This is a genomic window from Streptomyces sp. NPDC006512 (assembly GCF_040611935.1).
GTDB lineage: Bacteria > Actinomycetota > Actinomycetes > Streptomycetales > Streptomycetaceae > Streptomyces.
Genome location: NZ_JBEXPG010000015.1, coordinates 36,902 through 63,343 on the forward strand (window position 1 = coordinate 36,902; position 26,442 = coordinate 63,343).

General features: G+C 72.5%; 25 protein-coding genes and 1 tRNA gene. 15 read left to right on the top strand and 11 right to left on the bottom strand.

Translation table 11 applies throughout. The annotated features are described in order from the left end of the window. Positions 1-72 precede the first annotated feature (72 nt). Positions 73-144, bottom strand: a tRNA-Cys gene (locus ABZZ17_RS13355). A 189-nt stretch (positions 145-333) separates the two neighbouring features. Here ABZZ17_RS13355 and ABZZ17_RS13360 point away from each other — a divergent pair. From ABZZ17_RS13360 to ABZZ17_RS13375, 4 genes are all read left to right on the top strand, one after another. Further along, positions 334-1,839, top strand: a complete 1,506-nt coding sequence (locus tag ABZZ17_RS13360) for an MFS transporter (RefSeq protein WP_356875272.1) — start codon at positions 334-336, stop codon at positions 1,837-1,839. 35 nt (positions 1,840-1,874) lie between these two features. After that, complete coding sequence (locus ABZZ17_RS13365) at positions 1,875-2,075, top strand: hypothetical protein (RefSeq protein WP_356875274.1); 201 nt, start codon at positions 1,875-1,877, stop codon at positions 2,073-2,075. Further along, positions 2,072-2,458 carry a type II toxin-antitoxin system death-on-curing family toxin gene (locus ABZZ17_RS13370; protein WP_356875276.1) on the top strand — a complete coding sequence of 129 codons (387 nt, stop codon included), beginning with the start codon at positions 2,072-2,074 and terminating at the stop codon, positions 2,456-2,458. The genes ABZZ17_RS13365 and ABZZ17_RS13370 overlap by 4 nt, the downstream gene beginning before the upstream one ends. A gap of 177 nt (positions 2,459-2,635) precedes the next feature. Beyond that, positions 2,636-4,420 carry a DEAD/DEAH box helicase gene (locus ABZZ17_RS13375; RefSeq protein WP_281209574.1) on the top strand — a complete coding sequence of 595 codons (1,785 nt, stop codon included), beginning with the start codon at positions 2,636-2,638 and terminating at the stop codon, positions 4,418-4,420. An 86-nt stretch (positions 4,421-4,506) separates the two neighbouring features. On the opposite strand, the gene ABZZ17_RS13380 is transcribed toward ABZZ17_RS13375, so the two are convergent. After that, positions 4,507-5,514 carry a hypothetical protein gene (locus tag ABZZ17_RS13380; protein ID WP_356875278.1) on the bottom strand — a complete coding sequence of 336 codons (1,008 nt, stop codon included), beginning with the start codon at positions 5,512-5,514 and terminating at the stop codon, positions 4,507-4,509. A gap of 363 nt (positions 5,515-5,877) precedes the next feature. Here ABZZ17_RS13380 and ABZZ17_RS13385 point away from each other — a divergent pair, with 363 nt between their 5' ends. Together ABZZ17_RS13385 and ABZZ17_RS13390 are read left to right on the top strand one after the other, a co-directional pair. Further along, positions 5,878-6,519, top strand: a complete 642-nt coding sequence (locus ABZZ17_RS13385; protein ID WP_069920456.1) for a helix-turn-helix domain-containing protein — start codon at positions 5,878-5,880, stop codon at positions 6,517-6,519. A 160-nt stretch (positions 6,520-6,679) separates the two neighbouring features. Beyond that, positions 6,680-7,477, top strand: a complete 798-nt coding sequence (locus tag ABZZ17_RS13390) for a S16 family serine protease (RefSeq protein ID WP_356875281.1) — start codon at positions 6,680-6,682, stop codon at positions 7,475-7,477. On the opposite strand, the gene ABZZ17_RS13395 is transcribed toward ABZZ17_RS13390, so the two are convergent. From ABZZ17_RS13395 to ABZZ17_RS13410, 4 genes are all read right to left on the bottom strand, one after another. Further along, positions 7,407-8,705 (bottom strand): MFS transporter, encoded by a 1,299-nt coding sequence (locus ABZZ17_RS13395; RefSeq protein ID WP_356875283.1) that lies wholly within the window; start codon positions 8,703-8,705, stop codon positions 7,407-7,409. The two genes, ABZZ17_RS13390 and ABZZ17_RS13395, sit on opposite strands and share 71 nt — an antisense overlap. After that, the gene (locus ABZZ17_RS13400) at positions 8,702-8,929 is read right to left on the bottom strand and encodes a hypothetical protein (protein ID WP_356875285.1); all 228 of its coding nucleotides are present in this window, start codon (positions 8,927-8,929) and stop codon (positions 8,702-8,704) included. Before ABZZ17_RS13400 ends, ABZZ17_RS13395 begins: the two co-directional genes overlap by 4 nt. 81 nt (positions 8,930-9,010) lie before the next feature. After that, a complete protein-coding gene (locus tag ABZZ17_RS13405) occupies positions 9,011-9,622 on the bottom strand; it encodes a helix-turn-helix domain-containing protein (protein ID WP_356875287.1) in 612 nt (203 codons plus the stop codon). Between the two features lie 88 nt (positions 9,623-9,710). Beyond that, positions 9,711-10,181, bottom strand: a complete 471-nt coding sequence (locus ABZZ17_RS13410) for an Lrp/AsnC family transcriptional regulator (protein WP_356875289.1) — start codon at positions 10,179-10,181, stop codon at positions 9,711-9,713. A gap of 133 nt (positions 10,182-10,314) precedes the next feature. Here ABZZ17_RS13410 and hppD point away from each other — a divergent pair, with 133 nt between their 5' ends. Beyond that, complete coding sequence (hppD, locus tag ABZZ17_RS13415) at positions 10,315-11,469, top strand: 4-hydroxyphenylpyruvate dioxygenase (RefSeq protein ID WP_356875291.1); 1,155 nt, start codon at positions 10,315-10,317, stop codon at positions 11,467-11,469. A 123-nt stretch (positions 11,470-11,592) separates the two neighbouring features. On the opposite strand, the gene ABZZ17_RS13420 is transcribed toward hppD, so the two are convergent. After that, complete coding sequence (locus ABZZ17_RS13420; RefSeq protein WP_356875293.1) at positions 11,593-13,203, bottom strand: tetratricopeptide repeat protein; 1,611 nt, start codon at positions 13,201-13,203, stop codon at positions 11,593-11,595. A gap of 96 nt (positions 13,204-13,299) precedes the next feature. Here ABZZ17_RS13420 and ABZZ17_RS13425 point away from each other — a divergent pair, with 96 nt between their 5' ends. Continuing rightward, entirely contained in the window at positions 13,300-14,682 is a 1,383-nt protein-coding gene (locus tag ABZZ17_RS13425; protein WP_356875295.1) for an FAD-linked oxidase C-terminal domain-containing protein, read from the top strand. Between the two features lie 50 nt (positions 14,683-14,732). Here the strand turns inward: ABZZ17_RS13425 and ABZZ17_RS13430 are convergent, their stop codons facing one another. Continuing rightward, positions 14,733-15,212: an SsgA family sporulation/cell division regulator gene (locus tag ABZZ17_RS13430; protein ID WP_356875296.1), complete on the bottom strand. Its 480-nt coding sequence runs from the start codon at positions 15,210-15,212 to the stop codon at positions 14,733-14,735. Positions 15,213-15,526: 314 nt separating this feature from the next. Between ABZZ17_RS13430 and ABZZ17_RS13435 the strand changes: the two genes are divergently transcribed. Continuing rightward, complete coding sequence (locus ABZZ17_RS13435) at positions 15,527-17,008, top strand: RDD family protein (RefSeq protein ID WP_356875298.1); 1,482 nt, start codon at positions 15,527-15,529, stop codon at positions 17,006-17,008. Between the two features lie 90 nt (positions 17,009-17,098). Further along, positions 17,099-17,833 carry an RDD family protein gene (locus ABZZ17_RS13440; protein ID WP_356875300.1) on the top strand — a complete coding sequence of 245 codons (735 nt, stop codon included), beginning with the start codon at positions 17,099-17,101 and terminating at the stop codon, positions 17,831-17,833. 106 nt (positions 17,834-17,939) lie between these two features. Here ABZZ17_RS13440 and ABZZ17_RS13445 read toward each other — a convergent pair whose 3' ends face one another. Further along, on the bottom strand, positions 17,940-18,233 hold the full coding sequence (locus tag ABZZ17_RS13445; RefSeq protein ID WP_356875302.1) for a hypothetical protein: 294 nt from the start codon (positions 18,231-18,233) through the stop codon (positions 17,940-17,942). A 460-nt stretch (positions 18,234-18,693) separates the two neighbouring features. Between ABZZ17_RS13445 and ABZZ17_RS13450 the strand changes: the two genes are divergently transcribed. Continuing rightward, the gene (locus ABZZ17_RS13450; RefSeq protein ID WP_356875451.1) at positions 18,694-21,048 is read left to right on the top strand and encodes an immune inhibitor A domain-containing protein; all 2,355 of its coding nucleotides are present in this window, start codon (positions 18,694-18,696) and stop codon (positions 21,046-21,048) included. Positions 21,049-21,160: 112 nt separating this feature from the next. After that, positions 21,161-21,466: a hypothetical protein gene (locus ABZZ17_RS13455; protein ID WP_356875304.1), complete on the top strand. Its 306-nt coding sequence runs from the start codon at positions 21,161-21,163 to the stop codon at positions 21,464-21,466. A gap of 42 nt (positions 21,467-21,508) precedes the next feature. On the opposite strand, the gene ABZZ17_RS13460 is transcribed toward ABZZ17_RS13455, so the two are convergent. Together ABZZ17_RS13460 and ABZZ17_RS13465 are read right to left on the bottom strand one after the other, a co-directional pair. Further along, on the bottom strand, positions 21,509-22,120 hold the full coding sequence (locus tag ABZZ17_RS13460) for an isochorismatase family protein (protein WP_356875306.1): 612 nt from the start codon (positions 22,118-22,120) through the stop codon (positions 21,509-21,511). A gap of 123 nt (positions 22,121-22,243) precedes the next feature. Further along, positions 22,244-23,572: a nicotinate phosphoribosyltransferase gene (locus tag ABZZ17_RS13465; protein ID WP_356875308.1), complete on the bottom strand. Its 1,329-nt coding sequence runs from the start codon at positions 23,570-23,572 to the stop codon at positions 22,244-22,246. 81 nt (positions 23,573-23,653) lie between these two features. Here ABZZ17_RS13465 and clpS point away from each other — a divergent pair, with 81 nt between their 5' ends. The 3 genes from clpS to ABZZ17_RS13480 all read left to right on the top strand — a co-directional run bounded on the left by clpS (position 23,654) and on the right by ABZZ17_RS13480 (position 26,336). Next, positions 23,654-23,968 carry an ATP-dependent Clp protease adapter ClpS gene (gene clpS / locus ABZZ17_RS13470; protein WP_356875310.1) on the top strand — a complete coding sequence of 105 codons (315 nt, stop codon included), beginning with the start codon at positions 23,654-23,656 and terminating at the stop codon, positions 23,966-23,968. After that, entirely contained in the window at positions 23,968-24,570 is a 603-nt protein-coding gene (locus tag ABZZ17_RS13475) for a DUF2017 domain-containing protein (protein ID WP_356875312.1), read from the top strand. Before clpS ends, ABZZ17_RS13475 begins: the two co-directional genes overlap by 1 nt. A gap of 329 nt (positions 24,571-24,899) precedes the next feature. Continuing rightward, positions 24,900-26,336, top strand: a complete 1,437-nt coding sequence (locus ABZZ17_RS13480; RefSeq protein ID WP_356875314.1) for an amino acid permease — start codon at positions 24,900-24,902, stop codon at positions 26,334-26,336. The last annotated feature ends 106 nt before the right edge of the window (positions 26,337-26,442 follow it).

Genomic DNA, 26,442 nt, shown 5'->3' on the forward strand with positions numbered 1-26,442 from the left:
CGGCCCCCGGCGGTGTCCGGACATGCTGAAGGCCGTCCAGGGGACCTCCCGCCTCTGGACGGCCTTCAGTAGAAGCCGTGACCGGAATCGAACCGGCGTAACTCGCTTTGCAGGCGAGTCCCTCAACCACTCGGGCACACGGCTGTGGGGTGGTGCGTGGTGTTTCTCGGTGCTGGTGACGACCGTACGGGGGCTGCCGCGGGCGGGGGAAGGCCGGCGCGGGGGACGCAATGCGACTGCCATGCCGCGTTCACAGACCTAGGTCGCCGGGCCGAGGCGGGATCCGCCTAATTGACAGGGTCACTCGCGGGCTACGCACCTTACTCTGGGGCGATGAGCGCCCTTGAACCCCGCGTGCCGAGCGGGCCCGAGACCACCGTGCCCGTGCACGAGCCGTCGCCGCCGCAGTCGCCGCCGGGCGGGATCCTGGAGCCGGCGTACCGGGCGCTCAGCATCGGGATGATCTCGGTGATCTTCCTGATCGCGTTCGAGGCCACCGCCGTGGCGACGGCCATGCCCGTCGCCGCGCGGGAGCTGGACGGGGTCGCGCTCTACGCCTTCGCGTTCTCCGCGTACTTCACCACCAGCCTGTTCGGCATGGTCCTGTCCGGGCAGTGGTCCGACCGGCAGGGCCCGCTGCGGCCGCTCGCCGTCGGGATCGGGGCCTTCGCCGCGGGCCTGGTGTGCTCGGGGACCGCCGGGGTCATGTGGCTGTTCGTGCTCGGGCGGGCCGTGCAGGGCTTCGGCGGCGGGCTGGTCATCGTCGCCCTCTACGTGGTGGTCAGCCGGGCCTACGAGGAGCGGCTGCGGCCCGCGATCATGGCCGCGTTCGCCGCGAGCTGGGTGGTGCCGTCGATCGTCGGCCCCCTGGCCGCCGGTACGGTCACCGAGCACCTCGGCTGGCGGTGGGTGTTCCTCGGGATACCCGCGCTCGTCATCGCCCCCCTCGTCATCGCGCTGCCCGCGATACGCCGTACCGCGTCCGGTCCCGTCGACACGGGCAAGGCGCCGGCCGCCTTCGACGGGCGGCGGATCCGGCTCGCCCTCGGCATCTCGGCGGGTGCGGGGCTGCTCCAGTACGCCGCCCAGGACCTGCGGTGGCTGTCGCTGCTGCCCGGCCTCGCGGGCGCGGCCCTGCTGGTGCCGGCCGTGCTCGGGCTGCTGCCGCGCGGGACGTACCTGGCGCGGCGCGGGCTGCCGGCCGTGGTGCTGTTGCGCGGGGTCGCGGCGGGGTCGTTCATCGCCGCGGAGAGCTTCGTGCCGCTGATGCTGGTCACCCAGCGGGGCCTGAGCCCGACCCTGGCCGGGTTCTCGCTCGCGCTGGGCGGGGTGACCTGGGCGGCCGGCTCGTGGGTGCAGTCCAAGGGCAGGACGGCGCCCTACCGCGAGCGGCTGATGGTGATCGGCATGGTGCTGGTGGCCGTGGCGATCGCGGGGGCGCCGGCGGTGCTCGTGGAGTCCGTGCCCGTGTGGACGCTCGCCCTCGCGTGGGGCGTGGGCTGCCTCGGGATGGGCCTCGTCATCGGGTCGACGAGCGTGCTGCTGCTGAAGCTGTCGCCGCCGCACGAGGCGGGCACGAACTCCGCCGCGCTCCAGATCTCGGACGCCCTGGCGAACGTGGTCTTGCTCGCCGCGGGCGGCGCCGCCTTCGCCGCGCTCGGCGGGGGAGCGGTCGGCGCCGGTCACGCCGTCGCGGGGGGCGCCTCGCATCCGGCCGCCTTCGTGGTGGTCTTCCTGCCGATGGCGGCCGTCGCCCTCGTCGGCGTCTGGGTGGCGACCCGCCTCGAACCGGCCCCGGCCGCCGATTCCGCGCCCGCGTCCGGGCCCGCCGAAAAGTGAAGGTGCCGGTCCGGGGCGCGGAGTAGGTTCGCCGCATGAACCAGCTGATCATCACGCTGTCCGACACCGAGCGGGACGGGCTCGCCGATCTCGCCGACGCCTGCGGGCGGACGCCCGAGGAGCTCGCGCTGGACGCGGTACGGGCCCACCTGGCCGGTGAGCGGGAGCGGGTCGGGGCCGAGGCCGCCCGGCTGGCGGGCGCGCACGGGCCGCTGCTGCGGAGGCTGGGGCAGTGAGCGCCGTCCGCCACCTCACCCTCACCGAGGTCCTCGACCTGGCCCGGCACGCCTGCCTGGCCCAGGACCAGTCCGTCGAGATGCGCGCGCCCGGCCTGCTGGAGTCGGCGGTGCACCGGCCGCGGGCCCGGATGTTCGGGACCCCGGCCTACGAGGACGCGTACGAGCAGGCGGCCGCGCTGCTCCACGCCATCGCGACGAACCACCCCCTGGTCGACGGGAACAAGCGGACCGCGTGGCTCGCCGCCGCGACCTTCCTCGCCGTGAACGGGGTGGACCTCGCGGGCGCCGATCAGGAGGCCGCGTACGGGCTGGTCATCGACGTCGCGGCCGGTCACGTCTCCGATGTCGCCGCGATCGCCCGGCGGTTGCGCGATTTGTGACGCGTACACGGCGGGCCGGAAGGCGTCCCGTGTGACGCTCGCCGCACCCGCCGAGGTCACGGGCCTGTCCCTCCGCGAGGGGCGGGCCCGGGCCGGTAGGGTGGCCCGGTTGTCCTACGTACGACCGCGGATGACCGCGTTACGACCGCGACCCGCGACCGAGACGAACCGGAGACCGTGACTACTACCGCCTCCCACCACCTCTCACCCGCCTTCCCCGGCCGCGCGCCGTGGGGCACCGCCAGCAAGCTGCGTGCCTGGCAGGAGGGTGCCCTGAACCGGTACCTGGAGAAGCAGCCGCGTGACTTCCTCGCGGTCGCGACCCCCGGCGCCGGCAAGACGACCTTCGCGCTGACCCTGGCCTCCTGGCTGCTGCACCACCACGTGGTGCAGCAGGTGACCGTGGTCGCGCCGACCGAGCACCTGAAGAAGCAGTGGGCCGAAGCCGCCGCCCGGATAGGCATCCGCCTGGACCCGGAGTACTCGGCCGGGCCGCTGAGCAAGGACTACCACGGCATCGCCGTGACCTACGCGGGCGTCGGCGTGCGCCCGATGCTGCACCGCAACCGCTGCGAGCAGCGCAAGACCCTGGTGATCCTCGACGAGATCCACCACGCGGGCGACTCCAAGTCCTGGGGCGAGGCCTGCCTGGAGGCCTTCGACCCGGCGACCCGCCGCCTGGCCCTGACCGGTACGCCGTTCCGGTCCGACACGAACCCGATCCCCTTCGTCACGTACGAGGAGGGCAACGACGGGATCCGCCGGTCCTCGGCCGACTACACCTACGGCTACGGCAACGCCCTCGGCGACGGCGTCGTCCGGCCCGTGATCTTCCTGTCCTACAGCGGGAACATGCGCTGGCGGACGAAGGCGGGCGACGAGATCGCCGCCCGGCTCGGCGAGCCCATGACCAAGGACGCCATCTCCCAGGCCTGGCGCACGGCGCTCGACGCCCGCGGCGACTGGATGCCGAACGTGCTGCGCGCCGCCGACCAGCGCCTGACGGAGGTCAGGAAGGGCATCCCCGACGCGGGCGGCCTGGTGATCGCCTCCGACCAGGACTCGGCGCGCGCGTACGCCAAGCTGATCCGCGAGATCACGGGGACGAAGGCGACCCTGGTGCTCTCCGACGACACCGGCGCCTCCAAGAACATCGACACCTTCAGCGGGAACGACGACCGCTGGATGGTCGCGGTCCGCATGGTGTCCGAGGGCGTCGACGTCCCGCGCCTCGCGGTTGGCGTGTACGCGACGACGATCTCGACGCCGCTGTTCTTCGCGCAGGCCGTCGGGCGCTTCGTGCGATCGCGCAGGCGCGGCGAGACCGCGTCCGTGTTCCTTCCGACGATCCCCTACCTCCTCGGCTTCGCCAACGAGATGGAGGTCGAGCGCGACCACGTCCTCGACAAGCCGAAGAAGCAGGGCGAGGAGGACCCGTACGCCGAGTCCGAGAAGGAGATGGACGAGGCGAACAAGCTGGAGGACGAGGACCTCGCCGAGGACGAGCAGATGTCCTTCGAGGCGCTGGAGTCCGACGCCGTCTTCGACCGGGTCCTCTACGACGGCGCCGAGTTCGGCATGCAGGCCCACCCCGGCAGCGAGGAGGAGCAGGACTACCTCGGCATCCCCGGGCTGCTGGAGCCGGACCAGGTGCAGATGCTGCTCCAGAAGCGGCAGTCGCGGCAGATCGCGCACAGCCGGCGCAAGCCGGACGCGGAGGCGGACCTGCTGGAGCTGCCGGCCGACCGGCGGCCGGTGGTCTCCCACAAGGAGCTGCTGGAACTGCGCAAGTCGCTGAACACGATGGTCGGCGCGTACGTCCACCAGAGCGGCAAGCCGCACGGGGTGATCCACACCGAGCTGCGCCGGGTGTGCGGCGGTCCGCCGAGCGCGGAGGCGACGGCGGGGCAGCTGCGGGAGCGGATCAAGAAGGTCCAGGAGTGGGCCACGCGGATGCGGTAGCCGCCGCCGTCACCGTTGCGGTGGGAGAACGTGGAGCGGGGTCCGTGCGCGGTGCGCACGGACCCCGTTCTCGTGGTGCCTACCGCTTACGCGGTGGTACGGCGACGACGGCCGGTGCCGGCGACCAGGGCCGCACCCATGGCGAGCGCGACGCCGGCGCCACCGAGGGCCCAGCTGGTGGCCGCGTCGGTACCGGTCTCGGCGAGCTCGCCGCCCGCGTTGACGGTGCCACCGTTGTTGGTGGTGCCGCCGTTGTTGCTGTTGTCGACGATCGGCGTGGTGGAGGTACCGCCGTTCGGCTTGGTGCCGGTGTTGCCGCCGCCGTTGCCGGCGGAGACGATCTTCGACTCGGCCCAGACGGTCTCGGACCAGACGTCCTCGTCCACGTTGCTGCCGCCGGCCGCCGCGATGGCGATGTCGCCCTTGGGGGCGCCGGTGCCGAACTTCACGCGGACGTCGAGCTTGATCTTGCCCGCCGGGATCTGCAGGTCGTCGGTCAGCAGCGCGACCGGGGTGCCACCGTCGTCGATGATCTCGACCGAGTGCCAGGTGCCGTTCCAGAAGACCTGGACCTGGACGTCCTTGCCCTTGAGCTTGCCGGCCTGGTCGGCGACGGCGAGGACGAGCACGTAGCTCTCCTGCGGCTTGTTCTTCGAGTTGTCGACCGCGACGGAGAACTTCGTCCAGGTGCCGGCCTTGAAGGTGGCCGGGACGTCCTTGAGCTCCAGGACGGGGCCGGTCGCGGCCAGGTCCTCGTCCTCCAGGTCCAGCTCGGCCTCGTCGGCGACGGGCTTGGCGTCCGGCGTGGCCGGGACGACCGGCGGGACGACGGGCGGCGCGACCGGCACGACGGGCGCGACCGGCACGACGGCCGGGGTCTCGGCCGGGGCCTCGACGGCCTTCTCGGCCGGAGCCTCGGCGGCGGGCTTCGCCGCGGCGGGGGCCTCGGCGGCCGGGGCCTCCGGGGCCGGGGCCGCGTCCGGCGTGGTGACGGCGGTCGGCTGGGCCTCGTCGGCCATCGCCGGCGTCGCCATGAGGACGGTCGGACCCACCACGGCGGCGGCGGCCACGACGGCCATGCGCTTCAGGTTCACTGTTGCTTCTCTCCCCTAAGTGAGCTCAAGGCCTGTGGCCCGCCCACCCCCAACATCTTTTTGAACGTGATCAGAGTAATGGCCGTGTAAAGCGGTTTTCGGCGGATGATCATTACGAATTGATACATGCGTGCGGAGTAAACGACGCAAATCGGCGGTAGGCGCCCGGATTCTGGACGAGGCCTTCCGCTGAGCGGACCCGCTCGCTACTGTCCCCGCATCGAACGCCCCGTGGCAGCGCCGCCGCGGGAGCGCAGCCGGTGCCATGGCCGCTACCGGCGGCCTCTCCGTGCGTCGCCGAGGGACCGGCAGCGCTCCACCCCGTGAGAGTCACCGCCGCCCACCGAAAGAGGGAGAGGCGTCGTGACCGCGGAAACCTCCCAGACTCTCGACCGAGGGCTCAGGGTCCTCAAGCTGCTCGCCGACACCGACCACGGTCTGACTGTCACCGAGCTCTCCAACCGGCTCGGTGTGAACCGAACCGTCGTCTACCGCCTGCTCGCCACCCTCGAACAGCACGCCCTGGTCCGCCGCGACCTCGGCGGCCGCGCCCGCGTCGGGCTCGGCGTGCTGCGCCTGGGACGTCAGGTCCACCCCCTCGTACGCGAGGCGGCCCTGCCCGCCCTCAGGTCGCTCGCCGAGGACATAGGCGCCACCGCGCACCTGACCCTCGTCGACGGCACCGAGGCGCTGGCCGTGGCAGTCGTCGAGCCGACCTGGACCGACTACCACGTCGCCTACCGGGCCGGCTTCCGCCACCCGCTGGACCGCGGTGCGGCCGGGCGGGCCATCCTGGCCGCCCGTCAGGGCGCGCTCATCGAGCCCGGATACACCCTCACGCACGGCGAGCTCGAAGCGGGCGCCAGCGGCGCGGCCGCCCCGCTCGTCGGCATCACCGGCCTGGAGGGCAGCGTCGGCGTCGTCATGCTGGCCGACGCCGTGCCGGAGCGCGTGGGCCCGCGCGTGGTCGACGCCGCCCGCGAGGTCGCCGACGCCCTCCGCTGAGCCGTACGCCACACCGGCCGCGGCACCCGGTCAGCCGGAGCCGGGCCCCCGTACGCGGGGGCCCGGCTCCGCCGTGCCGGGACCCGTGAGTCCGGCCCCGGCTCCGCCGTGCCCGGCCCGGGCGCGGGGTGCGGGCGGGCCGGGTCGGTAGATTGGCCGGGTGCTCTCACGCCTCACACGTCTGCCGCGCCCCGCCGCCCTCGCCGTCTGCGCCGCGCCCGTCCTCGGGCTGTTCGCCGTCGCGGCCCTCGCGCCGCTGCCCTTCGTGGTCGCCGTACCCGGGCCCACGGCCGACGTGCTGGGCTCCGACCAGGGCAAGCCCGTCATCTCGGTCAGCGGCGCCCCGGTCCGCGAAACCAAAGGTCAGCTGCGCATGACCACCATCCGGGCCACCGGCCCGTCCTCGACGATGAGGCTGCACGAGCTCGTCGAGTACTGGTTCAGGACCGACCAGGCCGTGATGCCCCGGGAGGCGGTGTACCCCTCGGGCGGAAGCGACAAGGAGATCGAGGAGCACAACCTGGAGGAGATGACCAAGTCCCAGTCGGCCGCCGCCCAGGCCGCACTCGGCTTCCTCCACAAGGACCCGAAGGACGTGAAGGTCGAGCTCAACCTCGCCGACGTTGGGGGCCCGAGCGCCGGACTCCTCTTCTCCCTCGGCATCGTCGACAAGCTCGACGGCGACGGCAGCGGCGCGGACCTCACCGGCGGCCGCAGCATCGCCGGTACGGGCACCATCGACGCGGCCGGGAAGGTCGGGGCGGTCGGCGGGGTGGGCCTGAAGACCCAGGCCGCCAAGCGCGACGGGGCGAGCGTGTTCCTCGTACCGGCGGCGGAGTGTTCCGACGCCCAGGCGGACCTGCCCGAGGGGCTGCGGCTGATCCCCGTCACTTCGCTGACGGACGCCGTGAACGCGCTGCGGGGACTGAACCGGAACGAGAAGGTTCCGTCCTGCTGATCCCCGCCGGATCGCGGTCGAGGCCGCGCCAGGACGGGAAGAGCAGGGGCGACAGGGTGGTCAGCACGTAGGTGCCGCCGAAGAGGAGCAGGGCCGTCGTCACGCCGAAACCGTCGACGAGCAGGCCCGCGGCGAGCCCGCCCATCGGCATGGCCAGTTCGGAGCCGGCCGTGCTCACGCCGGCGACCCGGCTGCGCAGTTCGTCGGGCACCTTCTCGTAGAGGACCGTGGTCAGGATCGGGTTGAGCACGCCCGCGCCCAGGCCGGCCAGGGCCATGGTCACCGCGAGCGGCAGCGGGGTGTCGGTGAAGGCGGCGACCACGTACCGGGTGCCCCCGGAGACCAGGAAGGCCGCCGCGAACACCGCCCGGCGGGGGAAGCGCTCGCCCCACGCCCCGTAGAGCAGGGCCCCCAGCAGCGCGGAGCCGCCGAAGAGGGACACCATGAGGCCGAGGGCGGTGGGGCCGCCGAGGGCCTCGTCGCCGTGGACCGGGAGCAGCACCGAGGACCAGCCCTGGTCCAGCCCGTTGGTCACCATCACCATGAGGGTGATGCCCGCCAGCAGTCGCGAGCGGGCCAGGAAGCCCCAGCCTTCGGCCAGTTCGGCCCGGTACGAGGCGAACGAGACCTTCTCGGCGGTGCGTTGGGGCTCGGCGGCCGGGACTCCGCGCAGGAAGGCGGTGACCAGCAGCGCGGAGGCGGCGAAGGTGGCCGCGTCCACCAGCAGGACGGTCTCGGCGCCGAAGGCGGCGATCAGCAGACCGGCCACGGCGGCGCCGGCCATCCGGGCCCCGCGCGAGACGGCGTCGTAGAGGCTCGCCGCGCGGGGGACGCTGGTACCGGCGTGTTCGGCGAGGCTGGGGAGCAGGACGTGGCGGGCGGTCAGGCCCGGGGTGTGCACGAGGCCGCTGACGGCCATCAGCGCGCACAGCATCCAGAACTCCAGCAGGTCCGCGTGGTGCAGCAGCGGGACCGCGCCGACGGACAGGGCGCAGACGAGGTCGGAGGCGGCGGAGACCCGGCGGCGGCCGATCCGGTCGATGACGGGGCCGCCGACGAGCGCGGCGACCACGACGGGCAGGGTGGCGCAGAAGGCGACGATCCCGGCCCGGCCGGCGCTTCCCGTGGTCTGGAGCACGAACCACGGGACGCCGATCAGGGTGAGCGAACTTCCGGCGGTGGAGATCGTGTTGGCGGCCAGGACGGCCGCGAAGGGCCGTCGGTTCACGCGGTGTGCTGCCGGACGCGGGTGTGGACGTGGGCCGGCTGCATCAGCCGGATCCCGGCGGCCACCAGGGCCTCGCCGAGCCGGTTGCGCAGGGCGGGCACTGCGGGGGCGGCGGCGGGGGCCGCGTCGTGGGCCGCGTCGTGGGCGAGGCGCCAGGCGTCGGCCTCGGCGGTCAGTTCGGCGGCGCGGGCGGCGTGGGTCAGGGCGTGGTCGAAGGCGTGCACGGCAGGAACTCCTTCTGGGGAGGACGGGACCGGGGGAGGGGCGGGAACCGGGGCGGGAGGGGCGGGAGGGGCGGGAGCGGGTTACGAAGGGTCGCGGCGCGGGAGCGTGTGCGAGTGGATCCGGACCGTCTCCGCGCCCTCGGCGGGCGGCAGGTCCCGGTAGCTGTTGATCACCTCGTGCACCTTGTGGATCAGGTCGAGGGTCTGCTCGGGCGTCAGGCGCAGCGTGAAGTCGCTGAGGTCCGAGGCGGTGCGCCACTCCTTGGTCCAGTTGTGGGCGTCGCCGATCCAGGTGTTCGCCTCCTGGGCGTGGATCGTGGCGATCTCGTGCAGGAAGGCGTCGGCGGCGCCCCGCGTCTCGGGGTTGTCGTCGTACATCAGCGTCTCGTCGAAGCGGGTGCCGTCGTGGGAGGCCTTCCACCAGCGCTCGCGGCCCTTGCCGTGTTCGGGCGCGTCCTCGACGAACCCGTGCGCGGCGAGCTGCCGCAGGTGGTAGCTGGTGGCCCCGCTGGACTCCCCGAGCCGCTCCGCCAGTTGGGAGGCGGTGGCCGGCCCGTTCAGCCGCAGCGCCGCGAGCATGCGCATCCGCAGGGGGTGGGCGAGGCCGCGCAGGGAGCGGGCGTCCAGGGTGCGGACGGTGGGCTGCGGCTGCGGTGGCTGCTGCTGCGGGTCTTCCGCGTTCTTTTCGGGCATGGTTCGACCATAGAGTTGCAAAGACATCTCTGCAAGGAGTTCTTTGCAAAGGGTTCTTTGGAACTCTGGGTTCCGGATCGGGCGGCCCTCAGTCGTCCGCCGCCGCCTGCTCCACCAGCGGGATGATCCGCAGCGGTACCGGGTTCTCCATCACGATCGCCGTCGAGGCCCGCACGATCCCCTCGAAGCCGACGACCCGGTCGATCACCCGCTGGAGGTCGGCGTTGGACCGGGCCACGAGCCGGCACAGCATGTCCCCGTGCCCCGTGGTCGTGTGCAGTTCCAGCACCTCCGGCACCCCGTCCAGGTGGGCCCGTACGTCCGAGCCCTGCCCCTGCTTGATCTCCAGCGTGGCGAAGGCCGTCACCGGATAGCCGAGGGCCGCCGGATCGACCTGCGGGCCGAAGCCGCGGATGACGCCGTTCGACTGGAGCCGGTCCAGGCGCGCCTGCGCCGTGCCGCGCGCCACCCCGAGCCGGCGCGAGGCCTCCAGTACGCCGATCCGCGGCTCGCGGGCGAGCAGGACGATGAGCCGGCCGTCGAGCTCGTCGATTCCCATGGGGTTCCTCCCGGCGCTCCGGAGCTGGTCATACTGCACAGATCTCTCAGTCATCCTGGGGCTGCGCTGGTCATGTTGTACAGCGGAAATGGAAACTATTGCGCAGCTTGTGGAAGGGCGGGACTCTGCGCTCATGACTGAGTCTCTGGCGAACCTCGAAATCACCCCGCACACCGCGCGTGAGGCAGACCCCTTCCCGGTGAAGGGCATGGACGCGGTCGTCTTCGCCGTCGGCAACGCCAAGCAGGCCGCGCACTACTACTCGACCGCCTTCGGCATGAAGCTCGTGGCCTACTCCGGACCGGAGAACGGCAGCCGCGAGACCGCCAGCTACGTCCTCACCAACGGTTCGGCGCGCTTCGTCCTGACCTCGGTCATCAAGCCGAGCACGGACCACGGCCGCTTCCTGGCCGAGCACGTCGCCGAGCACGGCGACGGGGTCGTCGACCTCGCCATCGAGGTCCCGGACGTCCGCGCCGCGTACGAGTACGCCGTCGCGCAGGGCGCCCGCGGCCTGGACGAGCCGTACGAGGTCAAGGACGAGCACGGCACGGTCGTCCTCGCCGCGATCGCGACGTACGGCCAGACCCGCCACACGCTCGTCGAGCGCGGCGACTACACCGGCCCCTACCTGCCGGGCTACGTCGCCGTCGAGCCGATGGTCGCCGCGCCCGCCAAGCGGACCTTCCAGGCCATCGACCACTGCGTCGGCAACGTGGAACTCGGCCGCATGAACGAGTGGGTCGCGTTCTACAACAAGGTCATGGGCTTCACGAACATGAAGGAGTTCGTGGGCGACGACATCGCGACCGAGTACTCGGCGCTGATGTCCAAGGTCGTCGCGGACGGCACCAAGAAGGTCAAGTTCCCGATCAACGAGCCGGCGATCGCGAAGAAGAAGTCGCAGATCGACGAGTACCTGGAGTTCTACGGCGGCCCCGGCGTCCAGCACATCGCCCTCGCCTCGAACGACATCGTCGCGACCGTGCGCACCATGCGCGCGGCGGGCGTCCAGTTCCTGTCCGTTCCGGACAGCTACTACGACACCCTCGGCGAGTGGGTCGGCGACACCCGCGTGCCGATCGACGAGCTGCGCGAGCTGAAGATCCTGGCCGACCGCGACGAGGACGGCTACCTGCTGCAGATCTTCACCAAGCCGGTGCAGGACCGCCCGACGGTCTTCTTCGAGATCATCGAGCGCCACGGCTCGATGGGCTTCGGCAAGGGCAACTTCAAGGCCCTGTTCGAGGCGATCGAGCGCGAGCAGGAGAAGCGCGGCAACCTGTAGACGACCGCGTACGGCGCGCCCGGCGCGCCGGCAGCGTCCGAGGGTCCCGCCCCCGGCCCCGCCCTCCGGCGGGGGCGGGGGCGCCCCCGCGTCCAGGACGTCGGGGCGTCGGGGCGTCAGCGGTCAGCCGGCCGAGGGGGCGGGCTTCGGCGCCGGCTTCCCCGCCCCGGGCTTCTCCGCGCCCGGCTTACCCGCCCCGGGCTTCTCCGTCCCCGGCTTCCCCGCCTCGGCCTTGTCCGCGTCCGGCTTCGCCGCCTCGGGCTTCGCCGCCTCCGGCTTCGGGCGCAGCTTCGGCATCTCCGGGGCCACCCACGGCGTGCGCGGCTGCATGTTCTCCGGGCCGCCCGGCGCCGGCTGCCCGATCGTCTCCAGGGCCTGCTTCGCCAGCGGACCCCGCACCGGGGAGAAGGCCGGGTTCGTCCGCAGCGCCTCCTGGAGGTACCGGCGGGCCGCCGCCTCGTCGCCCAGGCCCCGCTCGATCATCGCCCGGTGGTAGGAGAAATCGGCGTTCCGCAGCCCCAGTTCGGTGGCCTTCTTCGCGTACTCCAGCGCCGCCTGGTCATCGCCCACCCGGTGCAGGGCCCACCCCAGCGCGTCCGCGACCTGCACGCCCTTGTGCCGGGCCCACTCCGCCGTCAGCCGGCGCACCGCCGCCGACGGATCGCCGTGGTCCGCCTCGTACAGGCCGAGCACCAGCTCCTCGTTCACCCCGTGGGAACCGCCCCGCGCCGCCAGCACGGCCAGCGACTCGTACGGGGCGCGCGCCTCGTCCTCCCGGCCCAGCGACTGCAGCAGTTCGCCCAGTTCCAGCGCCAGCCGCGGCGCCGGGGTCCGCCCGAGCGCCAGCCGGTAGTCCCGTACCGCCTCCCCGGAGCGGCCCAGCGCGGCCAGGGTCCGGGCCCGTCCGCCCAGCGCGTCCGCCTGCGCCGGGTCCGTGCGCAGCGCGGCCTCGAACTGCCGCATCGCCTCCGCCGTCTCGCCGCGCTCCCAGGACATCTCCCCGAGCCGGTACAGCACGTACGCCTTCTCCGCGGGCGCCTTCGCCGCGCCCGCCGCGTGCTCCAGCTGCATCACCGCGTCCTCGCGCCAGCCCCGGTCCCGGTACACCTGCGCGGCCCTCAGGTGCGCGGCCAGGCCCGGCCGGAGCTCCGACAGCCGCTCCATGGCCTTCTCGGCGGCCTTGTAGTCGCCGAGGCCCGTGTACGCGTCCACCAGGACCGGGTACGCCGTCCAGCGCCGCGGCGCCTGCGCCCGCACCAGCTCGCCCCACTTCTTGCCCGTCCCGAAGTCCCGCCGGGCGTTGGCCAGCGCCCCCATGCCCGTCATCGCGTCGAAGTTGCCCTTCTCCGCGGGCCGGACCTCCAGCGACCGCTTGAGGGCCTTCTCCGCCTTCGGGAACCAGGCCGGATCGGCCGTGCGCCGCGACTGCTCCAGGTACGCCGACCCGAGCACCGCCCACGAAGCCTCGTCGTCCGGATGACCCGCGACCCACTGCTCCCGGTCCGCCACCAGCGCCGTCAGGTCCACCGCCGCCGGCGGGGCGCCCATGCCGACCGCCGAGGCGGCCCGCTCGCTCGGCCCCGGCGGGCGCGCGTCGTCGGCCGTACGGGCCGGGCGGATCAGCAGGGCACCGGCGATCAGGACCACGGCGACCGCGGCCGCCACGACCGTCTTGCGGCCGGTGAAGGTCACGGGCGGCGCGGGCTGGTGCGTTTCCTCGTCGATACGGTCCATGAGGTCACTGTGCGTCAATATGAAGAGCCCGCCGAGGTGTCCGAAGCCGGTCGCGGCCGTGTTCACACCGATGGCCCCGGCTGCCACGCTGGCCCCATGGATGATGACCTCTCCGCACGGCTCGTCGCGCGCCTCGCCGAAGGACTCCCTTCCGAGGCCCTGCTCACCGACCCCCAGGTGACCGCCTCCTACGCCACCGACATGGCCAGCTTCTGCGCCGCCGGCACCCCGGCCGCCGTCGTCCTGCCCCGGACCACCGAACAGGTGCAGCACGTCCTGCGCACCGCCACCGCCCTACGGGTCCCCGTCGTCCCCCAGGGCGCCCGTACGGGCCTGTCGGGAGCCGCCAACGCCAGCGACGGCTGCATCGTGCTGTCGCTGGTCAAGATGGACCGCATCCTGGAGATCTCCGCCGTCGACCGGATCGCCGTCGTCGAGCCCGGCGTGGTCAACGCCGTGCTCTCGCGGGCCGTCGCCGCCCAGGGCCTGTACTACCCGCCCGACCCCTCTAGCTGGGAACAGTGCACCATCGGCGGGAACATCGGCACCGCCTCCGGCGGCCTGTGCTGCGTCAAGTACGGGGTCACCGCCGAGTACGTGCTCGGCCTCGACGTCGTCCTCGCCGACGGGCGGCTCCTGCGCACCGGCCGGCGCACCGCCAAGGGGGTCGCCGGATACGACCTGACCCGGCTCTTCGTGGGCTCCGAGGGGAGCCTCGGCGTCGTGGTCCGGGCCGTCCTCGCCCTGCGGCCCGCGCCGCCCCGCCAGCTGGCGCTGGCCGCGGAGTTCCCCTCCGTCGCCGCCGCCTGCGCGGCCGTGTGCGCCGTCATGGAGGCGGGCCTCGCGCCCTCGCTGCTGGAGCTGATGGACCGTACGACCGTCCGCGCCGTCAACGCCCTCGGGAAGATGGGCCTGCCCGAGAGCACCGAGGCCCTGCTGCTGGCCGCCTTCGACACCCCGGACGCCGCCGCCGGGCTCGCGGCCGTCGGCGGGCTGTGCACGGCCGCCGGGGCCACCGCCGTCGTGCCCGCCGAGGACGAGGCGGAGTCCGAACTGCTGCTCCAGGCCCGGCGGATGTCCCTGACCGCGCTGGAGGCGCTGCGCCCCGCGACGATGATCGACGACGTGTGCGTACCGCGTTCCCGGCTCGCCGAGATGCTCGACGGGACGGCCGCCATCGCCCGCGCGTACGACCTGCTCATCGGCGTCTGCGCGCACGCGGGCGACGGCAACACCCACCCCGTCGTCTGCTTCGACCCCGCCGACGAGGACGAGGCGCGGCGGGCCCGCGAGTCCTTCGACGCGATCATGGCCCTCGGCCTGGAACTGGGCGGCACCATCACCGGTGAACACGGCGTCGGCGTCCTGAAGAAGGAGTGGCTGGCCCGTGAACTGGGCCCGGTCGGACTGGAGGTGCAGCGCGGCGTCAAGCGGGCCTTCGATCCGCTCGGCCTGCTGAACCCCGGCAAGCTCTTCTGACGGCCCGGCCGCGGCGGGCCCTCGCGCCGCGGCCGGCCCGCGGCCCCGCGTCACAGGTCCCCGTCGGCTGACTCGTCCGAGGGCCACGGGTCCCGCAGCCACAGGTCGTCGGCCGGGGTCGGGGTGAGCAGCTCCGCCAGCGCCGCGTCCAGGCCGAGCCGGTCGGCCTCGGTCCCCGGCGGGACCACGCGCAGGGTCCGCTCCAGCCAGGCCGACACGGAACCGGCCGGGGCCTCCAGCAGGGCGTCGCCGTCGGGGGAGCTGAGGGCCATGCACAGGACGGCCTTGTTGTCGATCTTCGTGGGCCAGATCCGGACGTCCCCGTGGCCGCAGGGACGGAACACCCCCTCGACGAGCAGCTCGCGGGCGAACGTCCAGTTGACGGGGGTGCTGGAGCCGGTGTGGAAGGTGATGTGCACCGCGAACGGATCGTCGGTGAGGTAGAGGAGGCGGGCGGGGACGGGGACGCTGCGCTCGGGGGACAGGACCAGCTTGAGTTCCAGCTCGCGCTCGATGACGGGGTGGTGCATGACGGCCTCACTTCGGTGCGTTCGAATCCTGGCGCGGGGCCTGACCGGGCCCCACACCCGCAGAGAGCGCGCGGGGGCCCGGTCATGACGCGACTTCGGACGGGAATCCGCGGAATGGCCTGAATCTGTCGGGTGACCGAAAAGCGACGGCTGGGGCCGGGATGGGTGCGGGGCGGGGCGAATAAGAGCGCGAGGTTCGCCCGAAGGCTTGGAATCTCCCGTTACCGGACCTGTCGGGAGGGGGTTCTTGGCTATGGTCCTCCCCTTGGGTCCTCCCCTGCACAAGCCTCAAGCCACGATCGGAGTTGGGGACATTGACGGCCTCCCCTGGTGACGGCGAGCACGCTGCCCGCGAGGGCTACTACCCCGACCCGTCCATCCCCGGGTACGTCCGGTACTGGAACGGCGCCGCCTGGGTTCCGGGTACGAGCCGCCCCGCCGCCCCCGCGGACGAGACCGGGCCGGTGTTCCTCGACCAGACCTCCGTGACCGAGGCGCTGCCCGAACCGGACCCCGAACCCGTGCCCCGGCACGCGCCGCCGGGCTGGCAGGCCGACCCCGCGCACCAGGCCGGCTTCGGCGGACCCCGCGACGTCCGCGTGTCCTGGGGCGGACCGGCCGACCCGGAGCCCGAGCGCCGGCCGGCCGGCATCTCCCTGGCCCGGAGCAGGGAACAGGCCGCCGCCCAGGCCCCGGCCGCCTTCGCCCCGGCCCCCGCGCCCGCCCCCGCCCCGGCTGCCTTCGCCCCGGCTCCGGCCACCGGCCCCCCGGGCCCCGCTCCCGCCCCCGCTCCGGCCGCTCCGCTCGCCGCCGCCCCGGCCCCCGCCCGACGGCTGCCGGGACAGGCCGCCGCCGAGAGCGTGGGCATCCTCTCGGCCCGCCCGCCCGCCTGGCCCGACGCCCCCGGCGGGGGAGCGGCGTCCGGACTGACCTCGTCCTGGCCCGAGGCGGCCCCCGCCCGGTCCGCCACCCCGCGCAGCGCCCCGCCGGAGCACGCCCGCCCCAGCGCACACCGGTCCGCCGCCCCGGCCCCGGCGGCCGCCTTCCCGGCCGCGCCCCGGGACGAGGAGGTCCGCCCCGACCGCCCGGCCGCGCCCGGGACCCGTCCGGCGGAGCCCGCGCCCCGCTCCCCGGCCCCCGCGGCGCCCCGTGAGGAGCGGCCCCGCCCGGCCGTCCCCTGGGACGACGAGGCCCGCCGCGAGCCGGCCCCGGGGCAGGAGGCCCCCGCGCCCCGGCGCCGCCCCACCCTCCCGGAGAACCCGGCGCCGGCGGCGGCCGTGCCCGGGCCCGCCGCGACCCGGGCCGTCTTCGAGCGCATGGCCGAGCGCGCCGTACGCCCCGCCGGCCTGGTCCGCCGGGGCATGGCCCGCGCCCTGGACACCCTCGTCCTCGCCGCCGCCGCGGCGGGCGCCGCCGTACCCCTCGTCCCCCGGGTGACCGGCCACCTCCAGACCAAGGTCGACGCCGCCCGCGGGAGCGGGCGCACCACCACCGTCTGGCTCCTCGACGCCACCACCACCGGCTACGCGTGCCTCCTCCTGGCCGCCGTCCTGCTCTTCGGGCTGCTCTACGAGGTTCTCCCGACCGCCCGTTGGGGCCGCACCCCGGGCAAGAAGCTGTTCGGCGTCCGCGTCCTGGCCGTCGCCACCCTCCGCCCGCCCACCTTCGGCGCGGCCCTGCGCCGCTGGCTCGTCGGCGCCCTCCTCGGCCTGCCGGGCAGCCTGCGCTGCCCCTTCGACCGGACCCGCCGTCAGGCCTGGCACGACAAGGCGGCGGGCACGTACGTGGCCCGGTAGGACGGCCCCCGTCGTCAGGGTGGCGCAGTCCCTCCCCCGGACGGACGCGGTCCCGTTGCGGGCCGGGCGGGCCCGGGTTCGACTCGGGCCATGAGCACCGACCAGCCGCCGCCGGGCCAGCCGCCCGAGGACGACCCGTTCCTCAAGAAGCCCCAGGAACCGACGCCTCCGTCGGGCGGTTCGCCGTACGGCTCGCCGCCCCCCGGTGGCGGCGGGTATCCGCCCCCGCCGCCCCCCGGCGGTGCGGGCGGCGGGGGATACCCGCCCCCGCCGCCGCCCCCGTACGGCGGTGGCGGCGATCCCTACGGCGGCGGTGGCGGCTACGGCATGCCCGATCCGCTCGCGGGGATGCCCCCGCTCGCCGACTTCGGCAAGCGGCTCGCGGCGCGCGTCATCGACGTGCTCATCGTCGGAGTTCCGCTGTACCTGATCCAGCTGCCCTTCAACACCCGCCGGTACATGGTCGACACGGACCGCGGCGAGGACGCCACGGAGGTCATCACGCGGTCGTACAGCGGCACCGGTCTGCTGTGGACGCTGATCTCGATCCTCGCGTTCGTCGGCTACGACTGGTGGTTCACCAAGAAGAACGGCCAGACCATCGGCAAGAAGGCGATGGGCCTGCGCACCGCGATGCTCAACGACGGCAGCGTGCCGCCCTCCAACGCCGCGCTCGGCCGGGCCGCCCTGCTGTGGATCCCGACCCTGATCTGCTGCCTGTGCCTGTGGCCGCTCGCGCTGATCGTGTCGATGCTCATCGACAAGCCGTACAAGCAGGCCCTGCACGACAAGGTGGCCAAGACCGTGGTGGTCAGGTCGGCCTGAGCCGCCGTACGCGCGCCGGAGCGGGCGGCCGTCCCCGAAGAGGGGGGCGGCCGCCCGCTTCCGTGCGCCCGGGCCCGGTGGCGGTCGGGTCCGGAGGCACCGGCTCTCAGTGGTGTACGGGGTGCTCGACGCCCGCCTTCGCGGGCCCGGCCGCCGGAGCGGCTGCCTCCGGGGCGGCTGCCTCCGGGGCGGCCTGACGCCCGGTCCGGGCGGCGTGCCGGCCGCGCCGGCGGGGCACCGGCACGGTCAGCGCGACCAGCAGACCGAGGCCGAGCGCGGCGGCGGAGATGACGGCGACACCGAGGCCCGTGCTCGTCTGCGAGAGCAGCAGCATGGCGATCGTCGACACGACGACGGTGGCGGACCCGTAGGCGAGCTGTGCGGCAGTCGGACGCGGCATGGCGTTTTCCGTCCTCAAGGCGGGGAGGGGAGGCCGCTCGACAGGTGCGCGTGTCAAGTGACTCCCTGACGGGATTCCCGAGCCGGACGAGCGGTATGCGTGGGCCAACCCACGGTGTCGGAGCACGGGGGGCGCACGCGGGTCATCCTCCGGGCGGTTCCGAGGGGTTCTCCAGGGCGCGCGGCGGGCCGTTCGCCCCGGATGTGACCGTATGGCGGCGGAACGTCCGAATAGCGGAACTGACTGACCGCATAGTGCAGTTGTAAGGAACAAGTCAAGGTCTGTCTTTTCTCTCGACTCTCCGGTCAAATGTCGTCACTTGAGACGCGCGCCGCGCGGAACCCCCCGCTCCTATGGAGACGTTCCGACCTACGTTGCGGCCGCGGGAGGGGAACGACATCAAGTGACCAGCAACTCCGCAAGGAAGCGCGCTCTGCGTGCCGCCGCCGTCGGCGTGACGATGGCCGCGACCGCAGCCTCCGGCGCTTTCTTCACCACGGCCCAGGCCGACTCCAGCTGGGGCGGCGCACCCGCGGCCGACCACCAGGACCCGACCGCTCCGTCCAAGGAGAAGGTCAAGCACGACCTCGAAGGCCCGTTCAGCAAGCAGCAGGCGCAGCAGCGCGAGGCGGCCCTTGACCAGGTGCTGTCCGGCAAGAAGGACGTCGAGCAGCGCGGCGCGTCCAAGGTCGTGAAGCTCGACGACAAGAAGTACGTCGAGCTCGGCCGCGAGAAGACCGACAAGATCTTCACGATCCTCGTCGAGTTCGGCGACCAGGTCGACAACACGACCATGTTCGACCCGGACGGTCCGGAGGGCCCGAAGCCCCCGGCCCCCAAGTACGGCGGCACCCCCGGTCCGCTGCACAACCAGATCGCCCAGCCGGACCGCAAGCAGGACAACAGCACCGCCTGGCGCAAGGACTTCAGCCGCGACTACTTCCAGGACCTGTACTTCGGTACCGGCCAGGGCAAGAACTCGCTGAAGACCTACTACGAGAAGACCTCCTCGGGCCGTTACTCGGTCGAGGGCGAGGTCGCCGACTGGGTCAAGATCCCGTACAACGAGGCCCGTTACGGCTCGAACTACTGCGGTCAGACCAACTGCTCCAACGTGTGGGACACCGTCAAGGACGGCGTCCTCGCGTGGACCGAGGCCCAGAAGAAGGCCGGCAAGACCGACGCGCAGATCAAGGCGCAGCTGGCCCAGTACGACCAGTGGGACCGCTACGACTTCGACGGCGACGGCAACTTCAACGAGCCGGACGGCTACATCGACCACTTCCAGGTCGTCCACGCCGGTGAGGACGAGTCGGCCGGCGGCGGCGTGCAGGGCACCAACGCCCTGTGGGCGCACCGCTGGTACGCGTACGGCACCAGCGCGGGCAAGACCGGCCCCGAGGGCAACAAGGCCGGCGGCACGCAGATCGGCGACAGCGGCATCTGGGTCGGCGACTACACGATGCAGCCCGAGAACGGCGGCCTCGGCGTCTTCGCGCACGAGTACGGCCACGACCTGGGTCTGCCGGACCTCTACGACACTTCCGGTGGCGGCGAGAACGGCGTCGGCTTCTGGTCCCTGATGTCGGCGGGCTCCTGGCTCGGCACCGGCAAGGAGTCCATAGGCGACCTCCCGGGCGACATGACGGCCTGGGACAAGCTCCAGCTGGGCTGGCTGAACTACGCCGAGGCGAAGGCCGCGACGAAGTCCACCCACAAGCTGGGCGTCTCCGCGTACAACACCAAGGACAAGCAGGCGCTGGTCGTCGAGCTGCCGAAGAAGCAGGTCCGCACCGACATCGTCGCTCCCGCCGAGGGTTCCTCGCAGTGGTGGAGCAACATGGGTGACGACCTCAAGAACACCCTGACGCGCTCGGTCGACCTCACCGGCAAGACCTCCGCCGCCCTGTCCCTCAAGGGCTGGTGGGACATCGAGGCCGACTACGACTACCTCTACACCGAGGTGTCCACGGACGGCGGCGCCAACTGGACCGCCCTCGCCGGCACCGCCGACGGCGCGGCCCTCCCGGTCGACGCGGCCGGCAGCCCCTCGCTGACCGGTGTCTCGGGTGCCTGGAAGTCGCTGAACTTCCCGCTCGACGCCTACGCGGGCAAGAAGGTCGACGTCCGCTTCCGCTACCAGACGGACGGCGGCGCGGGCGGCAAGGGCTTCACGGCCGACGCCGTCACCCTCACCGCGGACGGTGCGCCGCTGTTCACCGACGGCGCCGAGAACGGCGACAACGGCTGGACCGGCAAGGGCTTCTCGCGCATCGGCGCCGGCTTCACCAAGGAGTACGCGCAGTACTACCTGGCGGAGAACCGTCGCTACGTCTCCTTCGACCAGACCCTGAAGGTCGGCCCGTACAACTTCGGTCACGCCAACACGCGTCCCGACTGGGTCGAGCACTACCCGTACCAGGACGGCCTGCTGATCTGGCTCTGGGACACCTCCCAGAAGGACAACAACACCAGCCAGCACCCGGGCTCCGGTCTGATCCTTCCGATCGACGCCAACGCCAAGCCGATGAAGTGGTCGGACGGCACCCTGCTGCGGAACAAGATCCAGCCGTACGACGCCACCTTCAGCGCGTACTCGACGGACGCCTTCACCCTGCACAAGAACGGTGAGTCGCTCTTCCTGAAGCCGAAGGCCGCCAACCTGGTCTTCGACGACGCCAAGGGCAAGTACTGGTACGACGAGAACCCGACCGGCTCGGTGAAGGTCACTGACACCAACACCAAGATCAAGATCCTCAAGGAGTCCTACGAGGGCACCGAAATGACGATCGAGGTCGGACCCTCCCGCAAGTGACCCGGTAAAACCGCAGGTCAAAGCGTGATCGGCCGTCGCCCACTAGCGGGCGGCGGCCGATCGCGTTTAGATGCGTGGTGCGAGTTTCTTATTGACGGGGGAGATGAAAAGCATGCCCGGTGGAGGTTTCGTCAGATTGCCCGGCGGCAGTGTGGTGGTGGCCCTGACGCTGCCCAGGCCATCCGGAGAAGGAGGAAATGTCCGGGTCCTCGTGCACGCCGCGAACCGCGCCCGCGCCCTGACCAGGCTGCGGAACCTCGGGATGCGGGCGGTGTACCTGCGGGGCAACGCCCAGCCGCCGACCCCGGACGAGGTCACGGCCGTCCTGCACCACCCCGACGGCCTCCTGTGGCGCTGCGCCCCCGACCGGGACCAGGAACTCTGGCACCCGATCCGCGCCCTCCTGAGAGGCGCCTAGCCCCCCTCCCGACCCCTCCGGCGGGCCCGCCGCCCCAGGGCGTCAGGCCTGCTCGCCGTCGAGGACGGCCGGGGATCCGACGAGGGTGACGCCCGCGGCGCGGAGGTCCTCCAGGGCCTTCGTGGTGGTGTGCGGGGCCACGGCGGCGGTGAGGTCGAGCAGGACGCGGGTGGTGAAGCCGGCGCGGGCGGCGTCGAGGGCGGTGGCCCTGACGCAGTGGTCGGTGGCGATGCCGACGACGTCGACCTCGGTGACCTGCCGGTCCCGCAGCCACTGGGCGAGCGTGGCCCCGTTCTCGTCGGCGCCCTCGAAGCCGCTGTAGGCGGCCTCGTACGCGCCCTTGTCGAAGACGGCGGCGACGGCGCCCGAGGCGACGGCCGGGGCGAAGTTCGGGTGGAACCCGACGCCCTCGGTCCCGGCGACGCAGTGCACCGGCCAGGAGGTCTCGTAGTCCGGGACGGCCGGGGGCCGCGCGAAGTGCGCGCCGGGGTCGACGTGGTGGTCGCGGGTGGCGACGACGTGCCGGTAGCCGGGCGTGGTCTGCCCGATCAGCTCGGTGATGGCGGCGGCGACGTCGGCCCCGCCGGAGACCGCGAGGCTGCCGCCCTCGCAGAAGTCGTTCTGTACGTCGACGACGATCAGTGCGCGGTGCATGTCGCGTGTCCTTCGGATCGGTGTGGGTGGTGCGGTGCGGTACGGCGGGGCCCTGCGGGGGCTCTTCCCCCGCCCCGCCCCTGCCCGAACCTGGGGCCCGCACCGGACCCGGGGCCGTGGTGGCTACACGTACTCGGTCGGGATCACGGCCTCGCCCCGCGAGAGCTGCGTCGCCGACAGCGGGAGGCCCGCCCGCGCCGTCCGGTGGCGTTCGCGCACCGTCTCCAGCGGTTCCCGGGCGATCACCTCGCCGGCCTTGACCAGCTGGTTCAGCAGCTGGTGGTCGGCGAGCGCCGCGGGCACCGGCCCGGTCCCGATGACCTCCGCCTCGGCGACGCCCTCCGCGTCGACCCGGCGGGCCGCCCACTTGCGCCCGCCGATGGAGGTCTTGCCGCCCGAGGACTTCTTCGCGACGGGCACCAGTGGCGCCTTCGGGTCGTCGGAGGCGGCCCGCGCCACCAGCTTGTAGACCATCGAGCAGGTCGGGTGCCCGCTGCCCGTGACCAGCTGGGTGCCGACCCCGTACGCGTCGACGGGCGCGGCGGCGAGCGAGGCGATCGCGTACTCGTCGAGGTCGGAGGTGACCACGATCCGCGTCGAGGCCGCCCCCAGCTCGTCGAGCTGCTGGCGCACCCGGTGGGCGACCAGCAGCAGGTCCCCGGAGTCGATCCGGACGGCGCCGAGGTCCTTCCCCGCGACCTCCACGGCCGTCCGCACGGCTTCCGCGACGTCGTACGTGTCCACCAGCAGGGTCGTCCCGCTGCCCAGCGAGGCCACCTGCGCGGTGAAGGCGTCCCGCTCGCTGTCGTGGACGAGGGTGAAGGCGTGCGCGCTGGTGCCGACCGTCGGGATGCCGTACCGGAATCCGGCCGCCAGGTCCGAGGTCGAGGTGAAGCCGCCCACGTAGGCGGCGCGCGCGGCGGCGACGGCGGCGAGTTCGTGGGTGCGCCGGGCGCCCATCTCGATCAGCGGGCGTCCGCCGGCCGCCGAGGACATCCGGGAGGCGGCGGCCGCGATCGCCGAGTCGTGGTTGAGGATCGACAGGATCACGGTCTCCAGCAGCACGCACTCGGCGAAGCTGCCCTCGACGCGCAGGAGCGGCGAACCGGGGAAGTAGACCTCGCCCTCCGGGTAGCCCCAGATGTCGCCCGAGAAGCGGTACGACGCCAGCCAGTCGAGGGTGCGCATGTCGACCACGGCCCGCTCCCGCAGGAACTCCAGCACCGCGCTGTCGAAGCGGAAGTTCTCCACGGCGTCGAGCACGCGCCCGGTGCCGGCCACCACTCCGTAGCGGCGCCCCTCGGGCAGCCGCCGGGTGAAGACCTCGAAGACCGAACGGCGGTCGGCCGTGCCGTTGGCCAGGGCGGCCTGCAGCATCGTGAGCTCGTAATGGTCCGTGAAGAGCGCTGTCGACGGCACGTCCACCGGCAGGCCCAGATCCGCAGGGTTCATGTCACGGATGCTAGCGCACATCTCGTCAAAGTGACGAGATGTAGGGGCCCGTTTGTGCGACGGGCCCCCCGCAGTGGCAGCATGGGACAAGTGAGTGTTGCTCCCCTTGAGATCGAACGCACCGAATCGGCCGAAGAGACCTTCGCGGTCCCGGAACCCGACGTCCCCTGGGTGACCCTGGTGCACAACGACCCGGTCAACCTCATGAGCTACGTGACGTACGTGTTCCAGGCGTACTTCGGCTATCCGAAGGACAAGGCGACCAAGCTGATGATGGACGTCCACCACAAGGGCAGGGCGGTCGTCTCCAGCGGCACCCGCGAGGAGATGGAGCGCGACGTGCAGGCGATGCACGGCTACGGGCTCTGGGCCACCCTCTCGCAGGACCGCAACTGATGGGCGGCGTGTTCGAACCCCTGAAGGGCGGCCCCGGCGCCGTCGTCGCGCTGGACGAGATCGAGATCTCCATCCTGCGCTCCCTCGCCGTCCAGCTGCTGGAGCTCATCGGCCCCGGCGAGCCCGAGCCCGCCGCGGACGCCGACCCGCTGGCCGTCCTGTTCGCCTCGGACGGGCCCACCGAACCCCCGTCCGACCCGGCGCTGGCCCGGCTCTTCCCCGACGCCTACGGCGGCCCCGGCGCGGGCCCCCGGGAGGACCCGGAGGAACTGCGCACCCGCTCGGCGGAGTTCCGCCGCTTCACCGAGAACGACCTGCGCACCCGCAAGCGGGAGGACGCGCTGGCGGTCGTGCGCAGCCTCGACGCGCTCACCCCGGCCGGCGACGGGGCGGCCGTCCTGGAGCTGACGGGGGAGCTGCCGCTGCGCTGGCTCGGCGCCCTCAACGACCTGCGGCTGACGATCGCGGCCCGGCTCGACATCACCGAGGACGACGAGAGCGCGATGCTGTTCCGGCTCCCGGACGACGACCCGCGCAAGCCGATGGTGATGGCGTACCTCTGGCTCGGCGGCCTCCAGGAGACGCTCATCGAGACCCTCTGAAGATCCCCAAGAGAGGTTCAAGGAGACGGAGCGTTCGCTCAGCGGACGCTCAAATCCGGATAACGATCAGATCACCGCGATGCGGTGATCTGATCACTTTCGGGACCTGTGTCCCGGTTTTTTTGTGCCCCGCGCCACATTTCCACCCCTCTGGAACCCGTAAGCACGTGATAAATCTTCACGATCGCCGACGGGACGCCACCCATGTCCCCCGGCCTGCTTGAACCGGCTGACCGCCGGCGTGCAACTCCATCCGTATCCGGGGGGATCGAGGACCCGATCCGCAGCCAGTGAAGGCGCGGGTCGGCGTGGAGAAAGGCGCACCAGACATGACCTCTGTGCAGGTCGAACAGCACGACAGGACGCCCGGCGAGGGCGGACAGGGCGACGGCGAGGGATACCACCGCGCGCTCGGGGCCCGCCAGATCCAGATGATCGCGATCGGCGGAGCCATCGGCACCGGCCTGTTCCTCGGGGCGGGCAAGGCGATCTCGAAGGCCGGACCGAGCCTGATCCTGGCCTACGCCATCGCGGGCCTGGTCATCTTCTTCATCATGCGGGCCCTGGGCGAGCTGCTCATGTACCGCCCCGTCTCCGGTTCCTTCTCGGACTACGCCCGCGAGTTCCTGGGCCCGTTCTGGGGGTACGCGACCGGCTGGACGTACTGGCTCTTCTGGGTCGTCACCGGCATCACCGAGGTCACCGCCGCCGCGAAGTACATGGCGTACTGGACCGACGACAGCTTCCCGCAATGGGCGTTCGCGCTGATCTTCACGGTCATCCTCTACGGCGCCAACCTGATCTCCGTGAAGCTCTTCGGCGAGCTGGAGTTCTGGTTCTCCATGGTCAAGGTCACCGCCATCGTCGGCATGATCCTGATCTGCGCCGGCATCCTCACGATCGGCTTCTCCGACGCCGCCGCGACCGCCTCCGTCTCCAACCTGTGGAACGACGGCGGCTTCTTCCCCAAGGGCATCGGCGGCACGCTGATGACCCTGCAGATCGTGATGTTCGCCTTCCTCGCGGTCGAACTGGTCGGCGTCACCGCCGGCGAGTCCAAGGACCCCGAGAAGACCCTGCCCAAGGCCATCAACACCGTGCCGTGGCGCATCGCCGTCTTCTACGTCGGCGCGCTCATCATGATCCTGTCGGTCGTCCCGTGGACGCACTTCCAGCCGGGCGTCTCCCCGTTCGTCGCCGCCTTCGAGCGCATGGGCCTCGGCATCGGCGCCGCGATCGTCAACTTCGTCGTCCTGACCGCGGCCCTGTCCTCCTGCAACTCGGGCATGTACTCCACCGGCCGCATGCTGCGCGACCTCGCGCTCAACGGCCAGGGCCCGAAGTTCTTCACCAAGCTCACGAAGAACGGCACCCCGCTGCTGGGCACCACCTTCTCCGCCGCGCTGATGCTGGTGGGCGTCTGGATCAACTACGTCGCCCCGGGCAAGGCCTTCGACTACGTCGTCTCCTTCGCCACCATCTCCGGCATGTGGGCCTGGATCATGATCCTGGTCTGCCAGATCCGCTACCGCGCCAAGGCCGACCGGGGCGAACTGCCCCAGTCCTCCTTCCGCGCCCCCGGCGCCCCCTGGACCAGCTGGTTCGCCCTGCTGTTCATCGGCATGGTCATCGTGATGATGGGCATCGACAAGGACTCCCGCGTCTCGCTGTACTGCGCCCCTCTGTGGGGTCTGATCCTCGGCGTCTCCTACCTCGTGCTGAAGTCCCGCAACCCGCGCGGAGCCGCCTTCAACAAGGTCTCCTGACCCGGGTTCCCCGGCCCTGCGGGGCCCCGGGTCCCGGCCGCCTGCCACGGCCGGGAACCGTGTCCCCGCAGCAGCCTGTCCGGCATTCGGGCCCTTCCGTACCACG